The following is a 22,152-nucleotide window of genomic DNA, read 5'->3' as shown; positions in this document are numbered from 1 at the left end:
CTTTTCTTTTTTTAATTGTTACTGTTTGATTAAACGCCAGCGGTTAAGTAACCTGACAAAGAGTTCTTCAAATCAGAATCTTTGATGCTAACATCATCCTTACGGAGAATCTTACCAACAATCTTTTGAATCTCAGTTGCATTGTTTGAATCGCTCAAGAAGTCGCTAGTTAACCTATCCTTCAACTTCTGCTCAACCTTGCTTTCGGCTGGCTTACTTGCCATCTTGTCAGTGCGGACAACATAGTAGTTTGAACCAGATGAAGGCTTAACAGGTGATGATGAGTAAGAACCTGCATCCTGGTTAAAGGCGGCCTTACGGATTTCAGAATCAACAGTGGTATTTGTTGAATCGAAGGCAGGCAACTGACCGGACTTGTTAACTTGTGTATTCTTTGATGAATACTGCTTGTAAACGTCATCCCATGAAGTACCGTTGTTCAAGGCATCGATGGCCTGTTGAGCGGTATCTTGGTCCTTGGCCGTAATCAAAGAAATCGTCGTCTCAGGGACGTAGTTGTTATAGGCGTCGTTCAACTTATCCTTTGAAATCTTGTAGTTAGCCTTAACTGCTGCATTCATCACAAGCTTTTCGCGCAGTGATTCTTTGTACTGAGTGTCCGTCAACCCTGACTGAGTCAACATAGTAGCAAATGAATCGCCATATTGAGCCTTGGCTGTTGTGTAGGCGTTGGTTACGTCTGATTTTGAAACCTGCGAACCGTAGTGCTTTTCCAAGACCTTATCAATCACCATTTGGGCGAAGACTTGCTTACCAGCAGACGAGGACTTCACCTTGTCGTAGTATTCTTCTTGGGTGATTTTACCGGCATCGGTCGTGGCCAGTGTCTTTGAAGTGGACAAACCGAGGTAGGCAACGCCAGCAACAAAGACGATGACGATGAATCCCCAGATAACTTTGCGGTGCATAAAATTAGTTTCCTTCCGAGTTGAAATAATTGATACAAAGACTATTTTATCACAGTTTTGAATCGTTCGACTGCGTTGCCTTCATTTTTTCTTGAACTTCCTTGATTCGATCGAGGTGAACTTGGTTTTCATATTGGGTGCGCTTGGCTGCCCGCTGTAATTTTGCCAAATCAGCTTGGTTTGCCTCGAGCGCTTTCGTTAAGACGGTGACTTGCTTTTTTGCCCGCTGACTGAGGCGCAAAATCGTCTTGAATTCCGTGATGGTTGCTTTTACTCGTGCAAATGCCATGGCCTACTCCAATTCTTTTTTAATATTTTGAGCGATTTCCTCGTAGCGGCTTTCGTCGTACTGGTCAGAATTGTCAATCGTTGGTGCTAGGGCATCATTGAGACAGTCACCATCGCGACGAGGAATCAGGTGCCAGTGAGAATGAATGACGGTTTGACCAGCTGAGGGACCATTGTTGGATGAGATATTGATACCGGTAATGGTTTTGTCGGCAGTCTTGATGGCGCGAGCCAAGACCGGCAACTTTAACAAAACCTTTTGAGCGATGTCATCATCGTAGGCGAAGATGTCATCGACGTGCTTTTTGGGAATTAAGAGCGTGTGACCAGGGGTAACCTGGGAAATATCCAAAAAGGCGAGTAAGTCGTCGTCTTCATAGACTTTATAAGAAGGAATTTCTCCTGCGATGATTTTGTCAAAGATATCTGCCATAATGGCCTCCTTTTTCCTGTATTGCTTTATTCTCTATTATAGCAAAATTCAGGCAAAACAACCGTTCTCAGACTAGAACCTGGTATAATAATGGCTATGGGACTATCAATTACAAAATTATATGGTGGCTATGCTGGCCAGGATGTCTTAAAAGACTTTTCTATCACGGTACCTGATGGGCAAATTGTCGCGTTAATCGGCTTAAATGGCGCCGGAAAGTCGACCACCTTCAAACATATTATTGGGGAACGCCCAATTCGAGCAGGGAAGGTTGTTTTGAACGAGGTGGACCTCGTCCAGAATCCAACCGCCTTTAAGGAGCAGTTGGCCTATATTCCAGAACAGCCAATCCTTTATGACGAGTTGACCCTAGCGGAACATATTCATCTAATGTTGGCCAGTCATGGTCTGGACGACCAGGCACATTGGCATCAGGCGATGACCTTGTTGGCAACATTCCGTTTGGATGATAAGTTGCACTGGTTGCCTAAGCACTTTTCAAAGGGCATGCAGCAAAAGGTGATGTTAGTGGCGGCTTTCAGTCTCGAAGCGCCATTAATGGTCATCGATGAGCCGTTCCTCGGTTTGGATGTTTTGGCCCAAAAGGCTTTGGTCCAACTAATGGAAGACCGAACCAAGGCGGGTGGTGCAATCCTTTTGACGACACATTTGCTGTCCTCGGCGGCAGCCTTTGTTGATCAATTTGTCTGGCTGGACCAAGGTGAGGTCCGTGAGCAGGCCAGTCCCGAAGAAATGGCAGCCAAGCACCAACTAACTCTTGCTGAAATGGATGAACTCTTTTCATGACGGCTGAAACTGAAAAACTGAACTTGAACCGGCTTTACAAGGACCGGTCAGTGGCTATTAACCGGCAAAATCGGCATTACCTTCGCCTGTTATTTAATGATCATTTTGTCGTCTTTCTCCTTATTGTAGTTGGTGCTGCCATTCTGGCCTTTCAATCATTAGCCAAGAAGTCCCTGGAAACGCCAATTGCTTTTTTACCATCCTATTGGCAGCTGGGCTTGATTGCCTGGCTGGTTCTGGGGCAGCAATTTGGGTCTTTTGTGACTTACCTTAAACCGGCGGACCGAGTCTTTCTAGCAGCTAGTGACGACTTTTTGACGAAAACCTATTTGAACCAAGCCTGGTGCAGGTCCTTTATCTTGGCTACCGGTTGGCAGGTTGCTTTTTTGGGTTTGGCCTGGCCAGTGATGAACCTCATTGGCCTTGGTCATCCGCTTGATTGGTCACTGTCCTTGCTCACCTTAGTGGCTAGTAAGGCCTTTATGCTCGTTCAGGCCCTTGACCGCCATGAGCGGGGAAACACCTGGACTGGATTTGACCAAACGAGAGCAGGCTGGTTAATTCGCCTTGCCATGCCATTTGTTTTGGCCTTGGCAATCGTTTTGCTACCTGATCCATGGCGACTTTGGATCTTGTCTGGACTGACGGTGATTTTAGTAGCGGTTGCTGTGGCTTGGTTCGTGCAACACCAAAAGGCGCAGCGGGCGATTGATTGGCATGTTGCTTTGACAACTAGTCAGCGGCACAGTCAGGCGGTCTGGCAGTTTTACGGTCTCTTTGCTCAGGTACCCAATCAGGGTGCGGTGGTCAAACGACGGGCCTACCTGGACAATTTGCTTGGCCGGTTCTCCTTTCAAAAGGAGCCGATGCGTCGGTTGTTCTGGATTAAGCTCCTGCGCGGTGGGGACGAGCTCGTCTTAGTTCTTCGCCTGGTTGTGGTTGGGCTGATTTTACTAGTGGTCTTGCCCAAGGATAGTTATTACCTGCAGGCGGCGGGGATGGCAGTGTTGATCTACTTGATTAACTTCCAGCTGCTGCCGGTCTTTGAAAAGACGCGGGTGGTGCTGTGGTCACGGTTAGCCTTCGCGGATAAAAATCAGCAAGAAAAAACCTTCTTGGTTGTCCTGGCCGAAATCACTAGTACCTTGACTGGCCTGACATTCTTGATGATGTTGCTGATAGCGGGTCCTGCGGCTGCTTTAGCTGTTTTGGCAGGCGGTCTGCTCTTAGCCTTAGTTCTTTATGGGCTTTGGCTTCCAAAAACTTTACACAAAAAGAATTAAAAGGAAATACTTATGCATTTACGTTCAAAACCATGGGCCAAACCTTGGCTTGAAGCTCACACTGATTTGGTCATTGACCAGGAACACGCACAAAAGTTACGTGGTCACTGGCAAGAAATTTTTGACCAAGACCAACCAATTCACGTTGAAATCGGTTCCGGAAAGGGTCAATTCATTATGGAAATGGCCAAGAAGAACCCGCATATCAACTATATTGGGATGGAAATTCAAGAAACGGCTGTGGCGATTGCTGCCCGCAAGTCTTTTGAAGCTGTTGGTATTTTGCCAAACCTGCGTTACCTTTATGGTAATGGTTCAGGAGTGGAAACTTATTTTGAGAAGGGTGAAATCCAAAAGATTTACCTGAACTTCTCTGATCCATGGCCAAAGTCACGACACGAAAGCCGTCGTTTGACTTATAAGACCTTCTTGTCTTCTTACCGAGCAATTTTGCCAGAGGGTGGGGAAGTCGAATTTAAGACTGATAACCGCCATCTCTTCGAGTATTCTTTGGTTTCCTTCATGGACTTTGGAATGCGCTGGACGCCAGAAGACTTTACCTTGGACTTGCATGCTGATGTTGACAAGGTTGAAGGCAACGTTGAAACGGAGTATGAACAGAAGTTCATGGCCTTGGGTCAACCAATCTATAAGGTGAAGGCTCACTTTTAAAAAGTAGTAAAAACGACCGTAAGGTCTTTTTTTGTAGGTTGCAAATATTTTCGAAAATTTCAATAATTAAGCTGCTTTGAATAATTAAGACCAACAACTTACCAATCTGATAGGACAGTGCTTGGTTGCCAAGAGAATTTGGTATATTTAGGGATTACCTGGTTGCTGCATAAAGCGTTACTTAGTATAGAAATTTCGTTCAAAGTTTAGCTGTCTTGGGAGAAATATTGGTACTAGTATGAAAAAATTTGCTTTCAACTTAACTTAATGAGGTGAAATAAAAAAATCCTCTGACTAGCTTCGACCGAAGACCATGGTGGTCGACCGATTAGTTGGCTAGTAAGAGGATTTTTATGTGGGGCTGTGCTTTTTTAAAGGAAGTTCCTGGTGTTACGGAAACCATCAATCGCAAGTTTTGCTGACAACTGGTCAGGAAAGCGCTGAACGTGCAAGTTGACAATGCTTGAGTTCGCAAAAAGTTCTACGCGCTGAACAAGATAATGAGGGGTATTGACGCCAGTTGAAAGTGAAATGATGTCACCTCGTTGGGGCGTGATTGGTAATTGAACATCAGTCTCTACACGGGCTGAGGCAAGAATGAAATTGTACTGAACCATTAGTTTTTCCTTTCGTAGCTTTGATTGATGACCTGTTATTATGAACGAATTGGCTACAATCATTGTATTTGTTTTTTGATTGAATGTAAAATATTTCCAGTAACAAAAGTTATTTTTAACATTTATCTGTCGATTTTAAAAAAATAATTGACACGTCTTGTTGTTGGTAGCTTTGCACTAAATTGGACAGGATTATTGTTCAAGATTTAAAAAGCTGGTCAGAAAATATCTGACCAGCTTTTTGATTTAACATTTAGAAAATGAATGTCCGGTGTTTCTGCTGAATTTCAACCTTACAGGTCCGAATGATTTGATCGACCTGGAAGGGATAAGTCTAAGACCCCTAAGTTGTCCTTGTTTTCTTCACCAACGATAGCTGCTGCTTCACCATTTTGATCAAAATAAACACGCTGATTGCCCAATTGACGCCAACGTCCGCGTGAATTTTCAGGTGCTAAATCTTGGTTATGTTCATGCATTCGTTCTTGAATCCAGCAATTTAAGCCAGAGTCAATTCGGGTAGCAAAATTACCGTAAGCATTTGATGAACTGACAATGCCAACGACTTGGTTGAACGAATTAAGCATTGGGCCGCCACTATTACCGTTGGTCCAATTCACGTTAGTGGTTAATAATTGCCGACCGGTGATTGCCGCAACGGTGCCATAATCAACGTACATTCGATTTTCTCGATTTTCTGGTTCAGCAGTCCTTCCAGGACCAAGTGTCGCTGGGAAACCAATGACTGAGACAATTTCACGATTTACATCTTGAGGGCGAAATTCGGCTAAAGGTAGTGTTGGAGCCCCTTGTACTGGTTGGTTTAAGTGAATAAGTGCAATGTCATTATCGCCTGCATCGCCACCGGGGCGTAGTGCTGCTTCAAAGTATTCGCCCGGAATGGAAACAGTTTGACCATGATAATACCAACCAAATGGGTATCGTTCTGATGTAGCACCGGACTCACCACCATAGGCTGGCCGAATAGACAGTGAACTCGGATTAATTAACTGTCGTGGCCAATCAGCATTATTATCACTTTCACGTAAAACGACATGGGCGGCAGTTAAAACCGTATCGGGGGCAATAAGCACGCCACTGGCGGAATCGCCTGTTTCACCATCAACAATAAATACAATTGAAGAAAAGGGCGCTTGTCTTGTATCGGGAACCTTTCCTTTTTGAAACTTCGCGGCGTCAAAAACATAGGCATCCGCATAATTGCTTGTCATCTGCACGCCTAGTAACATGGTTAAGGTTAGTGCACCTAATCGTCCCCACTTTTTCAAATTATTCATCATTTCTCCTTTATTAAATAATCGTGCAACAAGGTTTGCTTGATAGAGGCTACCGGTGAAGAGGGAGCCACCCGAAAGATATTTGCTGGGATAGGCGAACAGGCTGTGTTTTTCTTTTAGTGAAATGGGGTGAATTCAATTTATGTTTTTTTGATTTTTGCATCCTATCACCTCCTTATCTGCCTTCAATATAGCACGTCCTAAAAAGACGCGTGATGACTGGTATGAAGGGGTTTTTGACTAATTGGCGCCTTGGAAATAGGATATAGCATTAGATCAAATTCGGTCAATATTATTCTATTTTTGAATAAATTTGATAGGTGAATAAGAGTGGCCTTCAGAGGGCGGTTAACTTTGCTATCTTGACTAGAGCAATAATGCTCTAGACATTATAAAAAATAAAAAACACCTCGATTCAGAAATGAACCGGGGTGTTTTTGCTGAGTACCGCAAAAGTATTGCGCAATCGTTATCAATGCTGATATATTAACACATCCAATGCACTGAGGGAACGTATTTGATATTTTGCTACAAATGCCTATCTAAAGGCATTGTGTTTACAAACGTTGATTTAAAGGCGTTTGTAAGGTCTTTTTTAAAACAGGTTCAAACGTGTTGAACGTATGTTAAACTATTATTTTTGCTCGAAAGTCGTGCAAAAGTCGTGCAATGTTAATGCGACGATTAAAGAATGTTTAACTTGTCCAATGCCTTTAAATTTTCTTCGTTTCGTTTGTCTTCGAGAAGGTGAGCATAAATGCCGAGAGTGATATTTGTGTTAGCATGACCCAACCGTTCACTAACGTACTGAACAGAAATATCGTTAGCTAGTAGGTAACTAGCATGTGTGTGACGCAATCCGTGGAATGTGATTTGTTTTGAATTATCTTTTTCCAGGTAATTTTTTAAAGTGTGATTGCAGGAGGCGCTTGTAGCAGGATAACCATTTATCCCTTGAAAAACGAACTTATCGCCGAACTCCCATTTATTGAATAAGTCTACTAAATCGTCAGGCATCGATATTGTTCGTACTGATGATTTGGTTTTAGTCGGCTTAAACTCGTGACTAACTTGGTCCCATGTCTCCACAATGTTAATTGTTTTGTTGTTTAAATCAACGTTTTCTGGCCTTAATCCAGCTATTTCAGCGTATCTCATGCCAGTTAAGCAGGCGGTGATTATCATATGCGCAGAAACCGAATTACTTTGTTTAGCACGCTGTATCAGCTTTTGAAATTCATCGTTTTCAAGGAATTTCATATCAGCCGTTTTGCTTTCGACTTTTCCAGTGTTGTAAACATTTCGAGTAAAATCACGAGTTGTATAGCCTTCGTCAAAGGCATACCGACCGAATTCAGATATAATGTTATTCACTCGCTTGGTGGAAACTTTAACATGTGTCTGACCATACTTATTTAACAACTGTTGGAAATCTGACGAACGAATATCTGACACCAATTTATCAGGCCACTCTTTTTCAACCAACTTTAGTACGGTATTGAACCATAATTTTGTCGCACGGGCGATTTTTGGTTCTTTGAAGATTGTGTACCACTTTTTCATCTCGGTAATGAACAGCTTGTTTGACTTGCTGAAATTACCTATTGATTTTTCGTACTCAACTTTTGCAACCCATTCGTTTGCTTCTGATTTTGTCGCAAAACCGTTTTTCTGTTTTGTTTTACGTTGTCCATCGACGTTTAACAGAACGGAAGCGGTCCAAGTCTTCGCTCCTTTTCGTTTAAAAATACTCGCCATAATGTTTCCTTTCCAAAAATAGGTACAAATAAAAAGGCCAGGGGCCTTAAATTACTTATGGTCAGAATCAGATACTTCTGATTGGTCTGTTATATCAACGCGTCCATTAGACTTTTGTTCTTTGATTTTCTTTATTGCTAAATAGAAACAGCAACCAGATAGCGCAAATGAGGCAAACATAATAAACACCCAGCTAAAGATGAAAGAAAGAATGGATACTATGACCCAAATGATAATCAACCATGGCAAGAATACCGTTAAAGATTTCCACGTAAACCAGATACTGATGATGAATAGTGCGATTAAACCAATTAATATCATTATTTGTCTCCTAACTTTCTTTCTAACCTATCTAACTGTTCAGTGATTTCATTCAACTTCTGATTTAGTTCATCTTTTGATTTATCAGCTTGTTCTTGTGTAAAAAACGAAGTCACTGTACTGGTAATTGTACCAATTAATCCAATGCCGACGAACATTAGTACAATAGCTATACCACGTCCTATTGCAGAAGTGGGGGATATATCACCATACCCAACTGTCGTAGCTGTTACAATCGACCACCACAGTGCGTTGCCGTAGCTAATGTTTTCGGCTAACGAATACACTCCAGCAGATATTAATATCAAAACAATGGCAAAAGTCATTAAATAAATGAAACCATTCGTATTGATGAACTTCACTAGGTTGCGTTTAAAACGCCCAGCAAATCCAACGATTCTTACAAAGCGTAATAGTTTCAGCAATCGAACGGTTCGAGCTATTCGGAACATCGAGAAGACGGAATCAAAGGGAATGATTGCCAATAAATCGAATAGATTTGATTTAAAAAACTGCCACTTGTTATCAGCTTTAGTAAATCGAGTGATGTAGTCTATCCAAAAGAACATAAGGATAAACTTATCAATTAGAAAGTAAGGTGCTTTGTTAATCGATATCAATCCACCTATATCCAAACAAGCCAAAGCAACAGAAACAACGGCGAACGTGAAGACTGCGGCGTAATATAGTTTTTTCATTGTTTTCCTTTATGTACGCCCGAAAGGGCGTGGGTTACTTACTTAGATGGTCGATAGCATATTGAGCTTGGTCTTCAGTAAACTTATCACCATCTTGCGAAGTGAGTTGGTCTTTGATATCGTCAACAGACATGTGTTGGTCTTTTTGATATGATTCAGCGGCCTCAAGAGCGTTCTTGTTGTAGTCTGCCTTTAAGTTATCAACTGCATATTGAGCGTCAGAAGCAGAGAATTTATCTCCATCAGGAGATGTCAATTGATCATAAATATCTTGCTTTGACATGTGCATTGAGTCACTGTAAGTCTTGGCACTTTCAAGTGCAGCAGTTTGCTGTGCGGTAGCTTTACTACTTTTTGAACTAGAACTGCTGCTTGAATCAGTAGAAGTTTTAGATGATTGTGATGAAGACTTAGCAGAACTAGATGAACTTGTTTTACTACTTGAACTGCTAGAACTGCTAGAAGAATCACTATCATCTGATGAACCGGCCATTGTACCACCGATAATAACAATGAGAACAACAAGCCAAAACCAAAACTTTTTGTAAAATGGCTTCTTAATTTCATTACCGTTCTCATCGAAAACTTTCTTACTCATATATAACTCCTCTAAGCTTTTAACGTGGTTCCTTCCTGCACGTAATATGTACACCCGAAGGGCGTGGGTTACTTAACTTTATTAATTGATGTAATCCAGATGGTAGGGTACTTATCCGTGTCACCGTCAAAAGTAACCATTGATTTTTTCATGCCCTGAAGAGTGGCCTTAATATCGACAACGTCATCAACTTGGAAATTGTAGGAAGCCAAATTAACGGCTTGTACATGTGTTGTTTTTTCATTATTTTCATCATTAATCGTTTCAATCCAAAGCCCACCGGCTTTTTTATCAATTCGTGTAATCTTTGCATTGGTTAAGTGAACACTCTTACCAATATTTGCTTCATTTCGATAGTCTTCATCAGTAAAGTTAGAACCGTTAGTGTTTCCATCGGCTTCATTATATGTCTTTGTATCATTAGTCTGTTTAGTCGACTTCTTAGCTTGACTAGATGATGAACTAGATTCTGTCTTTTTACTTGAACTGCTTGAAGATGAACTAGATTCTGTCTTTTTACTTGAACTGCTTGAAGATGAACTAGATTCTTGCTTATCTTCTTGTTTGCTTGAATGTTTAGAAAATGGTCCATTAGCTAAACCAACCATGATCGCAAAGAAAACAATAAATCCTACCCATCCTTTGAATACCTTACGTTGATAGAGCTTTAAACTTTCTGGTTCGGGCTTAATGGTTTTGCCGTCTTCCTCGGTTTCGATTGTCATTCCGAATATCGTAAGAGCGCCAAAAATAATAATAATAGAAATAATCCAGTGGTCGATTACGAAATCAAGAATACTCAAAACAAAAACTGCTAATAATAACCAGGGTAACCAACTAACAATTTTTGATGATGCTTTTAGTGCAAATACATAAGCAATAACTAACAAAAATACAATATAAAAAATAAACATACTTCCCCTTAACCTTCTGACTAAACTTATCAGCTTTAAACGTGGTTCAGCCTTGCACGTACTTTTTAAATATGCTGGATATATTCCGCTTCTACATATTCAGACAGCCACGATGGAATCTTATAAAATTCCATGAACGCTTGAACGCTTGACGGCCGTTTAATTTCCATCAGCATATCAATAGCGTGTTTGTGCATCTCATATTCTTCGCCACGTTGGAAGTAGGGGCTAAATTGATACACGGCGTCTGGTAAATTATTGCCGTACATAATATGGCTTAATTCATGAGCCAATCGAAAGGCATAACTAGACTTTTTATAGGCAGGATTCATTAGTACCAATTTATTATTACTCATGGAAGAATCTGGCGTGTCTTTTTCAAGACTATCAACATCAAAAATAGTAATTTCATTTTGTCTAGCTATATTTTCAAGTTCTTCTAAAATTTCTTCCACTTATTTTTCCTTTTTCTGACTCATAATGTAGCGTGCGTAATCGAGTAGCTTTTCACGTTCTTCATCAGGTATGGGTTTACCATCAAATGCCATGATCAACGTATCATCAGCAATATCAGTTGTTTTATCTGATGAATCATAACTATTCATTTGATTAGTACGACCTAATAGGTAGTCGGTAGATACGCCTAAAACCGTGGCTGTTTTATCTAAGACAGATGGTTTTGGTTCGTGCTTATCCCATTGATAAATGCCAGATTTTGCAATTCCTATCTCTTTAGCAAGCATTTCAATAGTCAATCCTCGTTTTTTTGTCATTTCTTTAGTTCGAGATAATAGCGTCATATCAGCATTCCTTAGTGTCGAACAAGAAATAAGTCTAAAAAATTAGATTAAACCCTTTACAAGTCTAACTAATTAGATTATACTTCTTCTTGTAAGTTAATTACGCAAACAAAAAACAGTTAAAACTAAAGTGTCTTGGCGGGCTACTAAAGGTTATAACAGGTCTTTTGTTATGCATTTACTATGTCATTGTAGTCTAATTATTTAGACTTGTAAAGTAAAACTTACAAACATTTGTTACTGAAAGGAGGAATAAGAAAATGTCAGAAGTGAATAAAAAAAAGCAACTTCAAAAAGAAGTTGCTTCTAGCGAAACGATTAAGCCTTTGAGTCCTGATCGTCTTCATCGACAAAAAGTTCTTTTAGAACAGAGTATACGAGCTGTTCGGCATACCGACGAGAAACAGTAACTGGTAATTGAGTTTCTGGTGCAGTTTGTCCATTGAGATCATCCATAATTTTTTGATATACCTCTGGTCTGTCAAAACTATCATTGGCTTTATCTCGTCCAGCGTAAAACTTTTCTTCAAATGCTTTTTTATCCATTGTAATTCTCCTTTCAATTTACTAGACAAATGAGTCGGTAGTTAAAGGATAGCAAAAATACAGAAGGGAGGTATTAGATGCAACTATCAAAAGTCTTATACCTATTGTTCAAATATCAAAAGAATGTACAAGTGTTTGAGAAACGAAAAAAGTATATGCCTGGTTATGATATCGACATTACCCACGTTTATGCCGAAACAAAAAGGCATCCGAAGATGCCTGATGACTACGTAGTCGTAATTATTCCAAAATGAAAAGGAGAAAAAATGAGTAATAACCCCGTTAAAAAAGTTGAGTTTGTTACGTGCGTGAAAGTTAGTGTTGAAGTTTTAAATACCGATGTATCTCCTCATCGGCGAGAAGCGTGGATTGAATATTTTGATGGTGAGGGAAATTTAATTGGAATCATTCGTCCAGATTAACATCCGGTTTTAATTTATGTGCGTCTTCCATGATTGTTTTAATGGCCATTTCGTCATCATGAGGCTCAACGAACCACTTCTTTATAAGAAATTCAATAATTGTTATGGCATGTTGAGCTTCTTCTGAAGATACTTCTATTTTGTTAATTTCAAATTCAGAATTTTCTTTTTCTGGATGCGCTCCCGTATTTCCAAGGTGTCGCAAAGAATTTAATGCTCGATATTCAGATTGGCTGACTCTTGTTTTAAGCTGTTTGATTTCAGAAAACAAATTTCCTTGCTTAACATCTGGAAATTTATGACGAATCAATCCCTGGGCGCAACGTCTAGACAAAGTCAAAGAGGCACGAGGAGATAGTTCCGCTATTGCAACAGATTCTGAATAATCTTGAACTTGTTCAGCTGGAACATAATCTGGATAGCCTTTTGCTTCTGAAATGGGTTGCATCGAAAACTTTTTTGAATCTGTTTCGCTAGATACAAGATAAGAAAAAATAGTTGTATTGAAACAGGTAGCACACTTTACAAAATGAATTTCAATATAGGGATAAAGACTATTTTGATTGTGAATAATAAGTTGCTTGAATCTATCAAAATCAGTCTGTGCACTAAATCGATTCATAAAATATTTTTTATGACCAGAATTATTGGATAAAGGAATTGTCACACCGCAATATTTGCATAAAATTGTTGTTTTATTAAATCGTTCTTTATCAATTTGATCAAATAATTCATCTATATCTTGATTGCTACTCATATGTCTTACCAACTTTCTAAGTATATATGGAATAAGTATATCAAATGTTTTAATTCAAAAATTACATCTCTACTAAATACAGAAAGGAGGTCTCACATGTCAGTAAAGGAAGCTAAGCGAGTTCTTGAAGAAGAACGTTTTAAGTTTCAATTTCATCTAAAGATGAAGGGGATTAAGCAGGCCCAGTTGGCAAAAGTCGTTGATTCGTCACCATCTTACGTTCGCCAATTATTGAATGGATTAGCAAGCGGTCCGGCGGCTCATGACAACTTGCAAAAGTTGTTCGACTTCACTGGATACGAAGGCGAAAACTGGTTTTAAGAAAGGAATTTAATAAATGAATCAAATCATCAAAATTAAAACAAACGAACAGGGCGAGGTAAGTGTCAGCGCTCGTGAGTTGTATCAGGCACTGGAAGTAAAGAAGCGGTTTAGTGCTTGGTTTGACGCAAATTCCAAGCAATTGATTGAAAATGAAGATTTTACAGGTGTACCTGGAGGTACACCCGTTAATGGCGGTAACGGCAATATTCAATACCTTCAAGACTACTCACTAACAGTTGACGCCGCTAAGCAAATTGCAATGATGTCCGGAACTGACAAGGGTCGTGAAATTCGCCTGTACTTCATTGAAGTTGAAAAGCAATGGAACAGCCCAGAATTAATGTTGTCGCGGTCATTACAGTACGCCAATTCAAAATTGATTAATTATGAATCGCAGATTGCAGAATTGACACCTAAGGCAGAACTAAACGACGTCTTTATCGAAACGGGTGAGGCCATTGGTGTTCGTGAAGCGGCTAAAGAAATTAACGTTAAGCAAAACGAGTTCATCGACAACTTACTGAATAACAAGTATCTCTACCGTTCAGCGGGAAGCCGCGGAAGGTTGCAACCATACAAGAAGTATGTACCTAAGTTCTTCGTGCTGAAGAGCGGTTCTGTAAATGGTGTTGAATTTACGCCACAAGTTTTGATCACGCCATACGGGCGTCAGTTCTTCTATAAGAAGTTTTACGCTCCAGACCAAATGGAAATGTCGGTATAAAAATTACAGAAGACTAAAAAGGAGGCAAGGATATGTATGAACGATTTAAGCCAGATAGGGAATACACACAGCAACAGATAAAGGACGAACTTGAAATTAAGTCAAACGATACTTTCCGGAAAAATTACAAGAAAAAGAAAGGGTTTCCGAAGCCAATACACGGTGGAAAGACCCATCCTGTCTGGGATGGATTATCACTTCGTAATTACTTCTTCAAGTTATCAAACCGTTACGCATAAGAAAGGACAAGTCATGACACTAATGCAGTTTAACGATTTATTGATGATAGTGATTGGAACGAGCGTGACAGCACTGTCAATCATGGCATACAAATACTACAAGCGAGCACCGTTGTTCGATGCCTATGACATTGAGAACGATATTACCAATGACATTGTTCACCAGGGCAAGCGACTTGCCAAACGAGATTTAAAGCGCGCAAAAAAAGCCCGCTTAGCAGAGCGAGCTTAGGCATAAATTTATCCAGAAAAATAATTTATGCCTCTATTGTACCACGGAGGACGTATGAGTAAAAACAGATTGAAAGAACTCCGAAAAGAAAAAGGCTATACCTTAAACGATATAGCCCAAGCTATCGGAATTAAACGCGGTACTTTTAATAATTACGAAAACGGTAAGACTGAGCCAAAACTAGAAACATGGGAAAAGTTAGCTAAGTTCTACGGAGTCACACCAGCATATCTAGTTGGATGGGAGGACTAAATATGACAACAACAGGAAACAGGGTCGCAGACGGATTAGAGCAACATCTAGCTGACGAAGCGAAATGGGAACGCGAACAAGAACGTGAACAAGAACGTGAAGAGGTGGAAGACGATGAAGCCTGAACAACGTTTACAATCACAAATCACGACCTATCTGCGCCAAAATGACCACTTCATTATCAAGACGCAAGCAGGTCCCGGAACTGATATTGGAACGCCAGATATTATTACGATTGATAAGCACGGCAAGTTCTTAGGATTGGAAATCAAACGACCAGACGGACAAGGTACGGTATCAGCCGAACAGAAAGCAGTCGGTGCTCAAATCAAGCGAAACGGTGGTTTATGGTACGTGATTGATAGCTTTACAAATTTCTTGGAGGTTATCGATGACGTCGAACAGCTCTTTTAGCTTATACGAAGCACAACAAGCACAGGTAGATAAGTCAAAGCCTAACTACTATTACGTGATGAAAATGGGAACAGGAAAGACCGTTGTTGGTTTGTCTCATGTTATGAAACACTTCCCATCGTCTGACGTGATTGTAGTGGCCCCACGTCAAGTTGTGAAAGCAAAGTCGTGGGAAAAGGATGCTGAACTAGTTGGGTTTAAAAACGAAATGCAGGTCATCACGACTGATGGCGTTAAGAAGTTAAACAACATTGACGTGCAAGATAAGGTGCTGATCGTTGATGAAGCCCACAAATTTAAAAATGGTTCTGGTCGTTCTGAAAAGTTACGAATACTGACTAAGTGTTGTGCAGGTTTTGTCTTCCTATCGGGTACACCAACAAACGGAAAGCTTGACGATTTGGAAATGTACGCCCTGTACTTTGGACACGTCCCGACTAAGAAACAGTTCAAGGACTTATACAAAGTCGCTGAACATCCGGGTTGGTCTAAGTTCCCAATTTGGAAAGTTGGGAAGAACACAGAAAACCTGACGAAGTGGTTCAAGTCCATCAGGTCGGACGTTGTCACGCTTGATGACATTACGGAACTACCAGATGTGACAGAACATGTTATCAGTTTCAAACCGGACCGTGAGTACAAAAAGACCAAGATGTCTTACAAAAAGGACGATAAAGTTATCTTTGCCAATCCAACTGCACGTCGTATCTATCAACGTCAAAATCAAAATAACAAAGCAAAACTTGATTGGTTAGAAAGCGTTAAAGAGTCATACGGTGATGAGAAGACACTTATTTTCTACACCTATGATAACGAATTGCAACTGTTAGACGAGGCGTTGAAAGATTTCAATGTTGGTCACGTCAATGGCCATGAGTACGACAGTCAGGGTGACTTCATCTTGATCCAAACAACGGCTGGTTCGGGGATGACGTTGAATGAATACAAGCACGCAATCTGGTGGTCGTTGCCTGATAGCTTTATCGATTTTGACCAGTCGAAGTATCGAAATTACCGTATCGGTCAAGACAGCAAAATTACGCGAGATTACCTAGTCGTTCACGGGACGATTGACGACGCTTTGTGGAACTCATTAGAGATGAAGGAAAGCTTTAACGCAGAAATGTTCGAGGATTAGATATGAGAATGAGCGAATTACAAAAATGGTTGATTGATGTAGGCGACAAGGTTGTTCGACTTGCGTTCACATCAAAAGGCCGCAAACAACCAGAATCAGAACACATCATTATTAATGGTGGAATCTACAAAATCACGATTGAAAAATTATAAGAAACAAAGAGGAAACAAATGCTGAATGATATTTTCTGTTCGCTTTGTTTTGCTCACGACGCACCGGAACTTGTTGTTAAACATAAAAACAATCAAACAATTATTGAAAAGCGTTGCCGTTGGTGTAACCACAAGATAGACGAAAGGGTCGTACATGGAAAAGATTCATATGAGCCCAACAAGGGCTTTCAAATTTAGCAAAAACCCACTTCGTGCTTACCACGATTACATTGGAGAGCATCCATGGTGGGAAGGTAATAAAGATGCACTGTTGTTTGGGACAATCGTTCACAACGTTGCTGAAGGTCGTGACAAGACACAAGATATATCGGACGAAGACAAAGACCTGCTGATTAGTAAAGCAGGCAAAACGAAAGGGCAGTTTAAAAAAGCCTACACAGACGCCGAAGTAATTGGTAGTCGTGTTCATGAATACGTTGAACGATTTGGCAAAGCTGAGTTTGAAGTTGAAATCAATGAAGAAGCCGAAACTAGCCAAGGTGTGAAGTTTACTGCTACTGGTCGAGCTGACATGCTAACCAAAAACGCAGTGTTTGATTTCAAGACAGTAGCTCCTATGGAATTTGACGGTTTCGTTGAATATGGATCGTTCCGTGACGATCGGCAAGAAGAGTACAAAAAGCAAATCGCTTACTATGCCTTCATGTTTGACAGAAACGAAGCCCACATTATTTACATCAAGAAAGACCCAGACAAGCCATTTATCTACGATTTCAAAATGGACCACGATGAGATTTTACGATATGCCAACGAGATGGCAAATGTGATTGAACAGGCAGTGCATTATGTTGACTGTCCAGATAATCTCGAAGCAATCAACGATGGAAGCCAATGGGCTTATGAACAGTTTGGGGGTGTGATTAATGCTTAAGCAAGCTAGAGCAGTAAGTTTTGAAGAAACAACAAGAGATGTTCCTTATTCTTCATACTCAACTAACAGAAAAGGGAACATCGATAAGTATCTAGATGAAGGATATATTGTCGTTTCATCTCATGTTGTCGGGAAATGGATCGAATACATCGTTCAAAAGGAGATAGAAGATGACTGATTACATTTATTTAACTCGTGAACAAAAGCTAATGGCTGAACAGGCAGTATCACTTGATGATTTACACATGAAGCTGTTTCGGCTAGGTCACAATCCGGAAATTGAACCAGAATTATTTAACAAGATGAAGAAGGCTTATCAATTTAGAAGTTTGATTCGAGTGAAACTGCAAAAAGGGGAATATTGATGATTAAGGTATCAAAGTTTCAAGAAATTAAGTTACAAAAGCCAGACCCAAAAGCCATCGCTGTTTATGGTGAACCAATGGCCGGAAAGACGACGTTTGCTGGTAAGGCTAACAAGCCCCTCTTTCTATCATTTGATGGCAACGCCGACAACGCTGGTTATAATGCTGTTCGCCCTAAGTCTTATCAAGATGTGATGGACGTGATTGAACAAGCACCAGAAGCAGGATACAAGACATTAGTAATTGATACGGCAGAAGACATGGCAAACATGTTGGAATTGGAAGTGCTGGAAAAGCACAATGCCAGTTCGCTCAAAGAAGCGGGTGACTATGGTGCCGGGTTCGGCGAATTTAACAAAGCGTTTAGTAATATCATCAACGCCCTCACTACTTCGGATATGACTGTTTACTACTTATTGCGGGCCAACATGGACGATGAAGAAGGCTTGGTTATCGTGCTAAAGCCAAAACTGTTCAACGTTATTGGTGGTTACTCTGACGCACTTATCGAAATCAATAACAAGCACGAGGCAAAGTGGAAGAAGCGTCGCTACGAATGGGATGACAGTAAGTTGCCAGCACCACTTAACACAGTCGTTGATAAGAACAAGAAATCAGCACAAGCCCTTGAATCAATGGGACTTTAATTAGGAAGAAAATAGGAGAAAAATAATATGGCTTTAGATATGGAAAACTGGTTCGACAACATGGATGAAAACACGGCGCAACCATCTGCGTTCGGGTTTGAAGACGGCACAACAGACGCTGTATTGACCGAAGTGTCTTTATTCCAATCAAAGAGTTCTAGCTGGTCAGCTGTACAGTTTACCTTCGAAGACAGCGAAGGGACATCAGATAACGGTTATCGCGTGTCAGTTTCACAGAAGAAGACAGACGGGTCTAAGTTGTCAGCAAAGGCTTGGCAGTCAAATGTCTTCCAACTTATGCGTCCATTGATTTTGTTCAACAAGGAAATGAAGAAGGTTGTTGATCTGGACACCATCCGCCAAGGTAATCAGGCAGTTGTCGAAGCATTGCAACCGGTTGCAGACAAGAAGACGTTGAAGGTTAAGATTTTGAAAGAAACACCTGAAGCTAAGGAAGGCGAAACGGCGTTCTCAAAATACACGTTCCTTGACCCAATCGACGTACCCTTTGACATGGAATAATGGCAACTAAGACAGAGGCCATTAGATGGTTAAACGAAGGGTATGACATTACCCCAATTCAAGTTAGTTATGACGAAACCGGCCACGCTACTAAGAAACCAATCCTTGCATACGCCACTGATAAATTAGACAAGTTATGGGTATTGTCCAACTGGAAACGTCATTATGCCATTGGGTTCGTCATGTCTGGATCGGATTATGTCTGTTTCGATTTTGATGATATGCACGAGTACACTTCGTTCCAAGTCCGCTTTCCTACGATTGAAGATGGTGTGATTGAAGAGTCTGTGTCTGGTCGTGGCATCCATGTGTTCTTTAAAAACAACCACAATCTGACCCAAGTTATCGGCATTGAAAAAGGTCTCGATATTAAGGCCAGTAAGAACAACTATGCCGTTGTTGACCCAGATACCGACCTGTCTGAATGTGTTGATTTGCCTGATGAGTTGCTCGAGTTTTACAACGAAAACAAGGCAAAGGGCCAAAAGGTCAACAATTCGTATGAAGGACAGAGTAGTCTGACAATTCCAGAATTAGCCATGATAACCGAAGGATTTGGCGCAGAAGGTACACGAAATCGGAACATGTCGGTACTCGTATGGACACTGATGACAATGGGCTTTCCAAAACAGGCTATTTACTCTGTTATTGACTTAGCTAATCAACAATCGGGATTAACACAGTCAGAAATCGAAAAGACGATTGAGGGAAGTTGGAGGAAATGGACGAATGGCAATTAAAACAACGGTCATGGCCGAAACACTTCTGGATAACTTTGATATTCAATATGACGAGTTCATCGGACAAATTGTACTGAAGAAAGACGTACAAGGTCAGGAAGTGTTAGTTGAAGCCGGTCAAATGACGGACAACAAAGCACGGCTTATCCAAGCATTCTTGGAGCGTAAATACGATAGTCCTTACCCTATGAGTAAATTATTCGAGGCGATTGAGTCGGCAGCTAGTCAGCATGTATTCTCATCTGTCTATGACTGGATTGAGTCAAAAAAGTGGGATAAGAAAACACGCTTGTGGACGATTGGCGAAGAGTTGTTCGGAGTTGAAAACTCTGACATCAACAAGGCAATCGGCATTTGGATAGTCAATTTAGTAGGTGGCGCGTATGGTGTCGATACCGGTAAATTTCAATACACATTGGACATCATTGGGAATCAAGGAACAGGTAAAACGTCATTCTTAAAGCGATTAGGTGGTCAGTATTATACCGACCAATTCATGTCTTTTACCAAAAAAGACGATTTTGAAATCATGATGAAAAACCTAATCGTGAACGATGACGAAATGCAAGTGACGGCGATCAACAGTGACAAGGTGTTTAAAAAGTTTGTCTCAACGAACGAGTTCACTTATCGACCTGCTTATGCACGCAACAGCGAAACGAAAAAACGTCACTTCGTCATCTCAAGAACGACAAACGATAGTTCCTATCTAACTGACTTGGGTGGTAATCGTCGAATTATCCCGGTCATTGTGAACGATTATAAAATCAAGCAAAATGCTTTCAAGTTGCCAGATAGCTGGTATGAAAATGTATTGGCAGAGGCTCGTGATTATTATTCTGATGTGATTGTACAACCAGATAAGACGATTGACGATATCAACAAACAGATGGAGTCGATTAGTTTTGAAAATATGACGGAAAACTTGAATGTATTTGCTGAAATTGACGACGTTATTATGAATGTTTTGAAATCAGAACACGAGTTTGACGAGTCGATTCGAGTGAGTGAGTTGAACGCGTCAATTGAACAAGAGCTGTACAGTCAGATGATTGATTATCAGCAAAAAGAACTTCGTAATCAGATTCAAATGGTTATGCAGCGTGAAGGATTTGAGAAAAAACCTAAGAAAATCAACGGAAAAACAGTTCGTTGTTTTGTTAAAAAAACGGTTACTCAAGAGTCAAAAAAGGTTACTTCAAAGGGGTAAAAAGGTTACTTCTAAAAAAACGATAGTTAAAAAAATCACAGATTTTTTGACAAAGTTACGTAACTTTTTAAAAAATAGGTAACCGCTGAAAACGTTGCTAGAGTAAGGTTGACAATCGTTAGGTTACCGGTTACTTATACTTTACTAATATTTATATATGTATATGTATATAGGAGTTTGAGCCCCCCTTTTGTGACCACTTTTTTGTAACCAGAAAGGAAAAAGATGATTAACGCAATTATAGTATTAGCTGGATTTACAGGAGAAGCGATTGCCTGTTTCATTTGGTACAATATCGGATTAAAAAAAGGGAAGAAGGCCGGATTTAAAAGCGGTCAAAATGACATGCTAACTAGAGTTGAACGAATTTTCGAAGAAACTAAAAAAGAGAAGGACGTTTGATTATGACTAAAAAATTTACTGAAGAACAATATCGAGCAATTGCAAAGGCTGGGGATAAGGCGGCAAACGAAGTTTATGGACTTATTGACAGTCGTGTTGATTATGAAGAATTATTAAGAATGGAAGCGCCAAATCAGGATAACGATTTTTATTCAGAATTCACTTTATACAATCAACAAATTATGGCCATTGCCAATCCACTAACCCGTGATTGGGCACATGAACAATTTGTCGAGAAAGAGAGAAAGTATATCTGGCAACTGAAGCCTCTTTTCGACGATGATGACGAAATTTATTTGAAGGAATATGAAAACGGAATAATTAGCTACACAATTAATTCCAATCACGCTTCTCCATTGACGGAATCCAAAGTACGTGAATGGGGATATAACCCCGACATGTTCAACCGAGAAAGGGTGGAGTGATGAGGCTATCTGATCATATTGGAAATAATGAATGGTGCCAATCTTGCTTCAGACGTAGAGTTAACAAAGGTTATAGTCAATGTCTTTTCTGCCAACGAAAAATAACAAAAGAATCTATTGACTACTACAAAGTAGGATACGGAGATGGATATGCAGCGGAACAAATCGAAATGCTTACATTAGGAACAAACAGGGCTGATTTTATAGAAAACCAACAGCTACTTAAAGTTCCAAAAATATCAAAAAGTGACTACATTTTGGGATTCGAAGAGGGTAAGAATAATTATCAAGATGATTACAGTATGGATGCAGCGTTTGGATTTGATTTATAAA

Annotated in this window: 38 protein-coding genes; 24 read left to right on the top strand and 14 right to left on the bottom strand. The window is 40.3% G+C overall.

Features of this window, described 5'->3' with window-relative positions; genetic code table 11:
• Positions 1-29: 29 nt before the first annotated feature.
• Genes AABI20_RS00655 through AABI20_RS00645 form a run of 3 tightly spaced genes read right to left on the bottom strand, consistent with a single transcriptional unit; the run spans position 30 to position 1,650 of the window.
• Positions 30-929 carry a peptidylprolyl isomerase gene (locus tag AABI20_RS00655; protein ID WP_338345705.1) on the bottom strand — a complete coding sequence of 300 codons (900 nt, stop codon included), beginning with the start codon at positions 927-929 and terminating at the stop codon, positions 30-32.
• Positions 930-978: 49 nt separating this feature from the next.
• The gene (locus AABI20_RS00650; RefSeq protein ID WP_047975225.1) at positions 979-1,218 is read right to left on the bottom strand and encodes a hypothetical protein; all 240 of its coding nucleotides are present in this window, start codon (positions 1,216-1,218) and stop codon (positions 979-981) included.
• A gap of 3 nt (positions 1,219-1,221) precedes the next feature.
• Positions 1,222-1,650 (bottom strand): HIT family protein, encoded by a 429-nt coding sequence (locus tag AABI20_RS00645; RefSeq protein ID WP_047975224.1) that lies wholly within the window; start codon positions 1,648-1,650, stop codon positions 1,222-1,224.
• Positions 1,651-1,746: 96 nt separating this feature from the next.
• On the opposite strand from AABI20_RS00645, the gene AABI20_RS00640 reads away from it, so the two are divergent.
• From AABI20_RS00640 to trmB, 3 genes are read left to right on the top strand one after another with little or no spacing between them, the layout of a single operon-like run.
• Complete coding sequence (locus AABI20_RS00640) at positions 1,747-2,457, top strand: ABC transporter ATP-binding protein (protein ID WP_047975229.1); 711 nt, start codon at positions 1,747-1,749, stop codon at positions 2,455-2,457.
• Complete coding sequence (locus tag AABI20_RS00635) at positions 2,454-3,740, top strand: ABC transporter permease (RefSeq protein WP_338346505.1); 1,287 nt, start codon at positions 2,454-2,456, stop codon at positions 3,738-3,740. Before AABI20_RS00640 ends, AABI20_RS00635 begins: the two co-directional genes overlap by 4 nt.
• Positions 3,741-3,752: 12 nt before the next feature.
• On the top strand, positions 3,753-4,412 hold the full coding sequence (gene trmB, locus AABI20_RS00630; RefSeq protein WP_047975222.1) for a tRNA (guanosine(46)-N7)-methyltransferase TrmB: 660 nt from the start codon (positions 3,753-3,755) through the stop codon (positions 4,410-4,412).
• Between the two features lie 371 nt (positions 4,413-4,783).
• Here trmB and AABI20_RS00625 read toward each other — a convergent pair whose 3' ends face one another.
• From AABI20_RS00625 to AABI20_RS00580, 10 genes are all read right to left on the bottom strand, one after another.
• Positions 4,784-5,029, bottom strand: coding sequence for a hypothetical protein (locus AABI20_RS00625; RefSeq protein WP_047975221.1), 246 nt, complete (start codon positions 5,027-5,029; stop codon positions 4,784-4,786).
• A 293-nt stretch (positions 5,030-5,322) separates the two neighbouring features.
• On the bottom strand, positions 5,323-6,327 hold the full coding sequence (locus tag AABI20_RS00620) for a trypsin-like serine peptidase (RefSeq protein WP_338346504.1): 1,005 nt from the start codon (positions 6,325-6,327) through the stop codon (positions 5,323-5,325).
• A gap of 684 nt (positions 6,328-7,011) precedes the next feature.
• Complete coding sequence (locus tag AABI20_RS00615) at positions 7,012-8,085, bottom strand: site-specific integrase (RefSeq protein WP_338346503.1); 1,074 nt, start codon at positions 8,083-8,085, stop codon at positions 7,012-7,014.
• A 51-nt stretch (positions 8,086-8,136) separates the two neighbouring features.
• Positions 8,137-8,406, bottom strand: coding sequence for a hypothetical protein (locus AABI20_RS00610; RefSeq protein WP_338346502.1), 270 nt, complete (start codon positions 8,404-8,406; stop codon positions 8,137-8,139).
• On the bottom strand, positions 8,406-9,104 hold the full coding sequence (locus AABI20_RS00605) for a potassium channel family protein (RefSeq protein ID WP_338346501.1): 699 nt from the start codon (positions 9,102-9,104) through the stop codon (positions 8,406-8,408). The genes AABI20_RS00610 and AABI20_RS00605 overlap by 1 nt, the downstream gene beginning before the upstream one ends.
• A gap of 34 nt (positions 9,105-9,138) precedes the next feature.
• A complete protein-coding gene (locus AABI20_RS00600; RefSeq protein WP_338346500.1) occupies positions 9,139-9,702 on the bottom strand; it encodes an Ltp family lipoprotein in 564 nt (187 codons plus the stop codon).
• Between the two features lie 68 nt (positions 9,703-9,770).
• Entirely contained in the window at positions 9,771-10,427 is a 657-nt protein-coding gene (locus AABI20_RS00595) for a hypothetical protein (RefSeq protein WP_338346499.1), read from the bottom strand.
• Between the two features lie 254 nt (positions 10,428-10,681).
• Positions 10,682-11,071: an ImmA/IrrE family metallo-endopeptidase gene (locus tag AABI20_RS00590; protein WP_338346498.1), complete on the bottom strand. Its 390-nt coding sequence runs from the start codon at positions 11,069-11,071 to the stop codon at positions 10,682-10,684.
• A complete protein-coding gene (locus tag AABI20_RS00585) occupies positions 11,072-11,416 on the bottom strand; it encodes a helix-turn-helix domain-containing protein (protein ID WP_338346496.1) in 345 nt (114 codons plus the stop codon).
• Between the two features lie 318 nt (positions 11,417-11,734).
• Complete coding sequence (locus AABI20_RS00580; RefSeq protein ID WP_338346495.1) at positions 11,735-11,962, bottom strand: hypothetical protein; 228 nt, start codon at positions 11,960-11,962, stop codon at positions 11,735-11,737.
• A 77-nt stretch (positions 11,963-12,039) separates the two neighbouring features.
• Here AABI20_RS00580 and AABI20_RS00575 point away from each other — a divergent pair, with 77 nt between their 5' ends.
• Both AABI20_RS00575 and AABI20_RS00570 read left to right on the top strand, forming a co-directional pair.
• Positions 12,040-12,216, top strand: coding sequence for a hypothetical protein (locus AABI20_RS00575; RefSeq protein WP_248660731.1), 177 nt, complete (start codon positions 12,040-12,042; stop codon positions 12,214-12,216).
• A gap of 12 nt (positions 12,217-12,228) precedes the next feature.
• Positions 12,229-12,384: a hypothetical protein gene (locus AABI20_RS00570; protein WP_338346494.1), complete on the top strand. Its 156-nt coding sequence runs from the start codon at positions 12,229-12,231 to the stop codon at positions 12,382-12,384.
• On the opposite strand, the gene AABI20_RS00565 is transcribed toward AABI20_RS00570, so the two are convergent.
• A complete protein-coding gene (locus AABI20_RS00565) occupies positions 12,368-13,141 on the bottom strand; it encodes a DUF4145 domain-containing protein (RefSeq protein WP_338346492.1) in 774 nt (257 codons plus the stop codon). The genes AABI20_RS00570 and AABI20_RS00565 overlap by 17 nt on opposite strands.
• A gap of 96 nt (positions 13,142-13,237) precedes the next feature.
• On the opposite strand from AABI20_RS00565, the gene AABI20_RS00560 reads away from it, so the two are divergent.
• The 19 genes from AABI20_RS00560 to AABI20_RS00470 all read left to right on the top strand — a co-directional run bounded on the left by AABI20_RS00560 (position 13,238) and on the right by AABI20_RS00470 (position 22,151).
• Positions 13,238-13,462 (top strand): helix-turn-helix domain-containing protein, encoded by a 225-nt coding sequence (locus tag AABI20_RS00560; protein ID WP_338346491.1) that lies wholly within the window; start codon positions 13,238-13,240, stop codon positions 13,460-13,462.
• Positions 13,463-13,478: 16 nt separating this feature from the next.
• Positions 13,479-14,189 (top strand): phage antirepressor KilAC domain-containing protein, encoded by a 711-nt coding sequence (locus tag AABI20_RS00555; RefSeq protein WP_338346490.1) that lies wholly within the window; start codon positions 13,479-13,481, stop codon positions 14,187-14,189.
• A 32-nt stretch (positions 14,190-14,221) separates the two neighbouring features.
• Complete coding sequence (locus AABI20_RS00550) at positions 14,222-14,428, top strand: hypothetical protein (protein ID WP_338346489.1); 207 nt, start codon at positions 14,222-14,224, stop codon at positions 14,426-14,428.
• Positions 14,429-14,441: 13 nt separating this feature from the next.
• Complete coding sequence (locus AABI20_RS00545; RefSeq protein ID WP_338346487.1) at positions 14,442-14,660, top strand: hypothetical protein; 219 nt, start codon at positions 14,442-14,444, stop codon at positions 14,658-14,660.
• A gap of 54 nt (positions 14,661-14,714) precedes the next feature.
• Positions 14,715-14,912, top strand: coding sequence for a helix-turn-helix domain-containing protein (locus AABI20_RS00540; protein WP_338346486.1), 198 nt, complete (start codon positions 14,715-14,717; stop codon positions 14,910-14,912).
• Positions 14,913-14,914: 2 nt separating this feature from the next.
• On the top strand, positions 14,915-15,037 hold the full coding sequence (locus tag AABI20_RS00535) for a hypothetical protein (RefSeq protein WP_338346485.1): 123 nt from the start codon (positions 14,915-14,917) through the stop codon (positions 15,035-15,037).
• Positions 15,027-15,326 (top strand): PDDEXK family nuclease, encoded by a 300-nt coding sequence (locus tag AABI20_RS00530; RefSeq protein WP_338346484.1) that lies wholly within the window; start codon positions 15,027-15,029, stop codon positions 15,324-15,326. The genes AABI20_RS00535 and AABI20_RS00530 overlap by 11 nt, the downstream gene beginning before the upstream one ends.
• A complete protein-coding gene (locus tag AABI20_RS00525; RefSeq protein ID WP_338346483.1) occupies positions 15,304-16,464 on the top strand; it encodes a DEAD/DEAH box helicase in 1,161 nt (386 codons plus the stop codon). The genes AABI20_RS00530 and AABI20_RS00525 overlap by 23 nt, the downstream gene beginning before the upstream one ends.
• 2 nt (positions 16,465-16,466) lie before the next feature.
• Positions 16,467-16,616 (top strand): hypothetical protein, encoded by a 150-nt coding sequence (locus AABI20_RS00520; protein ID WP_338346482.1) that lies wholly within the window; start codon positions 16,467-16,469, stop codon positions 16,614-16,616.
• Between the two features lie 154 nt (positions 16,617-16,770).
• Positions 16,771-17,508 carry a PD-(D/E)XK nuclease family protein gene (locus tag AABI20_RS00515; protein ID WP_338346481.1) on the top strand — a complete coding sequence of 246 codons (738 nt, stop codon included), beginning with the start codon at positions 16,771-16,773 and terminating at the stop codon, positions 17,506-17,508.
• Entirely contained in the window at positions 17,501-17,686 is a 186-nt protein-coding gene (locus AABI20_RS00510; RefSeq protein WP_203617259.1) for a hypothetical protein, read from the top strand. The genes AABI20_RS00515 and AABI20_RS00510 overlap by 8 nt, the downstream gene beginning before the upstream one ends.
• Positions 17,679-17,873 carry a hypothetical protein gene (locus AABI20_RS00505; RefSeq protein WP_338346480.1) on the top strand — a complete coding sequence of 65 codons (195 nt, stop codon included), beginning with the start codon at positions 17,679-17,681 and terminating at the stop codon, positions 17,871-17,873. Before AABI20_RS00510 ends, AABI20_RS00505 begins: the two co-directional genes overlap by 8 nt.
• A complete protein-coding gene (locus AABI20_RS00500; protein ID WP_338346479.1) occupies positions 17,873-18,520 on the top strand; it encodes an AAA family ATPase in 648 nt (215 codons plus the stop codon). Before AABI20_RS00505 ends, AABI20_RS00500 begins: the two co-directional genes overlap by 1 nt.
• A 27-nt stretch (positions 18,521-18,547) precedes the next feature.
• Complete coding sequence (locus AABI20_RS00495; RefSeq protein WP_338346478.1) at positions 18,548-19,042, top strand: hypothetical protein; 495 nt, start codon at positions 18,548-18,550, stop codon at positions 19,040-19,042.
• Positions 19,042-19,782, top strand: a complete 741-nt coding sequence (locus AABI20_RS00490; protein ID WP_338346477.1) for a bifunctional DNA primase/polymerase — start codon at positions 19,042-19,044, stop codon at positions 19,780-19,782. The genes AABI20_RS00495 and AABI20_RS00490 overlap by 1 nt, the downstream gene beginning before the upstream one ends.
• On the top strand, positions 19,772-20,992 hold the full coding sequence (locus AABI20_RS00485; protein ID WP_338346476.1) for a VapE domain-containing protein: 1,221 nt from the start codon (positions 19,772-19,774) through the stop codon (positions 20,990-20,992). The genes AABI20_RS00490 and AABI20_RS00485 overlap by 11 nt, the downstream gene beginning before the upstream one ends.
• A gap of 225 nt (positions 20,993-21,217) precedes the next feature.
• Entirely contained in the window at positions 21,218-21,394 is a 177-nt protein-coding gene (locus tag AABI20_RS00480; protein WP_338346474.1) for a hypothetical protein, read from the top strand.
• Between the two features lie 2 nt (positions 21,395-21,396).
• Positions 21,397-21,819 (top strand): hypothetical protein, encoded by a 423-nt coding sequence (locus AABI20_RS00475; protein ID WP_338346473.1) that lies wholly within the window; start codon positions 21,397-21,399, stop codon positions 21,817-21,819.
• Positions 21,819-22,151, top strand: coding sequence for a hypothetical protein (locus AABI20_RS00470; RefSeq protein WP_338346472.1), 333 nt, complete (start codon positions 21,819-21,821; stop codon positions 22,149-22,151). The genes AABI20_RS00475 and AABI20_RS00470 overlap by 1 nt, the downstream gene beginning before the upstream one ends.
• Position 22,152: the final 1 nt, after the last annotated feature.

This window comes from Fructobacillus cardui (assembly GCF_963580785.1).
Classification (GTDB): domain Bacteria; phylum Bacillota; class Bacilli; order Lactobacillales; family Lactobacillaceae; genus Fructobacillus; species Fructobacillus cardui.
This window is presented reverse-complemented; position numbering and strand designations above follow the sequence as displayed.

Coding starts and splice junctions, on each gene's coding strand:
- AABI20_RS00655 (WP_338345705.1), bottom strand. CDS start 929: ATGCACCGCAAAGTTATCTGGGGATTCATCGTCATCGTCTTTGTTGCT.
- AABI20_RS00650 (WP_047975225.1), bottom strand. CDS start 1,218: ATGGCATTTGCACGAGTAAAAGCAACCATCACGGAATTCAAGACGATT.
- AABI20_RS00645 (WP_047975224.1), bottom strand. CDS start 1,650: ATGGCAGATATCTTTGACAAAATCATCGCAGGAGAAATTCCTTCTTAT.
- AABI20_RS00640 (WP_047975229.1), top strand. CDS start 1,747: ATGGGACTATCAATTACAAAATTATATGGTGGCTATGCTGGCCAGGAT.
- AABI20_RS00635 (WP_338346505.1), top strand. CDS start 2,454: ATGACGGCTGAAACTGAAAAACTGAACTTGAACCGGCTTTACAAGGAC.
- trmB (WP_047975222.1), top strand. CDS start 3,753: ATGCATTTACGTTCAAAACCATGGGCCAAACCTTGGCTTGAAGCTCAC.
- AABI20_RS00625 (WP_047975221.1), bottom strand. CDS start 5,029: ATGGTTCAGTACAATTTCATTCTTGCCTCAGCCCGTGTAGAGACTGAT.
- AABI20_RS00620 (WP_338346504.1), bottom strand. CDS start 6,327: ATGAATAATTTGAAAAAGTGGGGACGATTAGGTGCACTAACCTTAACC.
- AABI20_RS00615 (WP_338346503.1), bottom strand. CDS start 8,085: ATGGCGAGTATTTTTAAACGAAAAGGAGCGAAGACTTGGACCGCTTCC.
- AABI20_RS00610 (WP_338346502.1), bottom strand. CDS start 8,406: ATGATATTAATTGGTTTAATCGCACTATTCATCATCAGTATCTGGTTT.
- AABI20_RS00605 (WP_338346501.1), bottom strand. CDS start 9,104: ATGAAAAAACTATATTACGCCGCAGTCTTCACGTTCGCCGTTGTTTCT.
- AABI20_RS00600 (WP_338346500.1), bottom strand. CDS start 9,702: ATGAGTAAGAAAGTTTTCGATGAGAACGGTAATGAAATTAAGAAGCCA.
- AABI20_RS00595 (WP_338346499.1), bottom strand. CDS start 10,427: ATGACAATCGAAACCGAGGAAGACGGCAAAACCATTAAGCCCGAACCA.
- AABI20_RS00585 (WP_338346496.1), bottom strand. CDS start 11,416: ATGACGCTATTATCTCGAACTAAAGAAATGACAAAAAAACGAGGATTG.
- AABI20_RS00580 (WP_338346495.1), bottom strand. CDS start 11,962: ATGGATAAAAAAGCATTTGAAGAAAAGTTTTACGCTGGACGAGATAAA.
- AABI20_RS00575 (WP_248660731.1), top strand. CDS start 12,040: ATGCAACTATCAAAAGTCTTATACCTATTGTTCAAATATCAAAAGAAT.
- AABI20_RS00570 (WP_338346494.1), top strand. CDS start 12,229: ATGAGTAATAACCCCGTTAAAAAAGTTGAGTTTGTTACGTGCGTGAAA.
- AABI20_RS00565 (WP_338346492.1), bottom strand. CDS start 13,141: ATGAGTAGCAATCAAGATATAGATGAATTATTTGATCAAATTGATAAA.
- AABI20_RS00560 (WP_338346491.1), top strand. CDS start 13,238: ATGTCAGTAAAGGAAGCTAAGCGAGTTCTTGAAGAAGAACGTTTTAAG.
- AABI20_RS00555 (WP_338346490.1), top strand. CDS start 13,479: ATGAATCAAATCATCAAAATTAAAACAAACGAACAGGGCGAGGTAAGT.
- AABI20_RS00550 (WP_338346489.1), top strand. CDS start 14,222: ATGTATGAACGATTTAAGCCAGATAGGGAATACACACAGCAACAGATA.
- AABI20_RS00545 (WP_338346487.1), top strand. CDS start 14,442: ATGACACTAATGCAGTTTAACGATTTATTGATGATAGTGATTGGAACG.
- AABI20_RS00540 (WP_338346486.1), top strand. CDS start 14,715: ATGAGTAAAAACAGATTGAAAGAACTCCGAAAAGAAAAAGGCTATACC.
- AABI20_RS00535 (WP_338346485.1), top strand. CDS start 14,915: ATGACAACAACAGGAAACAGGGTCGCAGACGGATTAGAGCAACATCTA.
- AABI20_RS00530 (WP_338346484.1), top strand. CDS start 15,027: ATGAAGCCTGAACAACGTTTACAATCACAAATCACGACCTATCTGCGC.
- AABI20_RS00525 (WP_338346483.1), top strand. CDS start 15,304: ATGACGTCGAACAGCTCTTTTAGCTTATACGAAGCACAACAAGCACAG.
- AABI20_RS00520 (WP_338346482.1), top strand. CDS start 16,467: ATGAGAATGAGCGAATTACAAAAATGGTTGATTGATGTAGGCGACAAG.
- AABI20_RS00515 (WP_338346481.1), top strand. CDS start 16,771: ATGGAAAAGATTCATATGAGCCCAACAAGGGCTTTCAAATTTAGCAAA.
- AABI20_RS00510 (WP_203617259.1), top strand. CDS start 17,501: ATGCTTAAGCAAGCTAGAGCAGTAAGTTTTGAAGAAACAACAAGAGAT.
- AABI20_RS00505 (WP_338346480.1), top strand. CDS start 17,679: ATGACTGATTACATTTATTTAACTCGTGAACAAAAGCTAATGGCTGAA.
- AABI20_RS00500 (WP_338346479.1), top strand. CDS start 17,873: ATGATTAAGGTATCAAAGTTTCAAGAAATTAAGTTACAAAAGCCAGAC.
- AABI20_RS00495 (WP_338346478.1), top strand. CDS start 18,548: ATGGCTTTAGATATGGAAAACTGGTTCGACAACATGGATGAAAACACG.
- AABI20_RS00490 (WP_338346477.1), top strand. CDS start 19,042: ATGGCAACTAAGACAGAGGCCATTAGATGGTTAAACGAAGGGTATGAC.
- AABI20_RS00485 (WP_338346476.1), top strand. CDS start 19,772: ATGGCAATTAAAACAACGGTCATGGCCGAAACACTTCTGGATAACTTT.
- AABI20_RS00480 (WP_338346474.1), top strand. CDS start 21,218: ATGATTAACGCAATTATAGTATTAGCTGGATTTACAGGAGAAGCGATT.
- AABI20_RS00475 (WP_338346473.1), top strand. CDS start 21,397: ATGACTAAAAAATTTACTGAAGAACAATATCGAGCAATTGCAAAGGCT.
- AABI20_RS00470 (WP_338346472.1), top strand. CDS start 21,819: ATGAGGCTATCTGATCATATTGGAAATAATGAATGGTGCCAATCTTGC.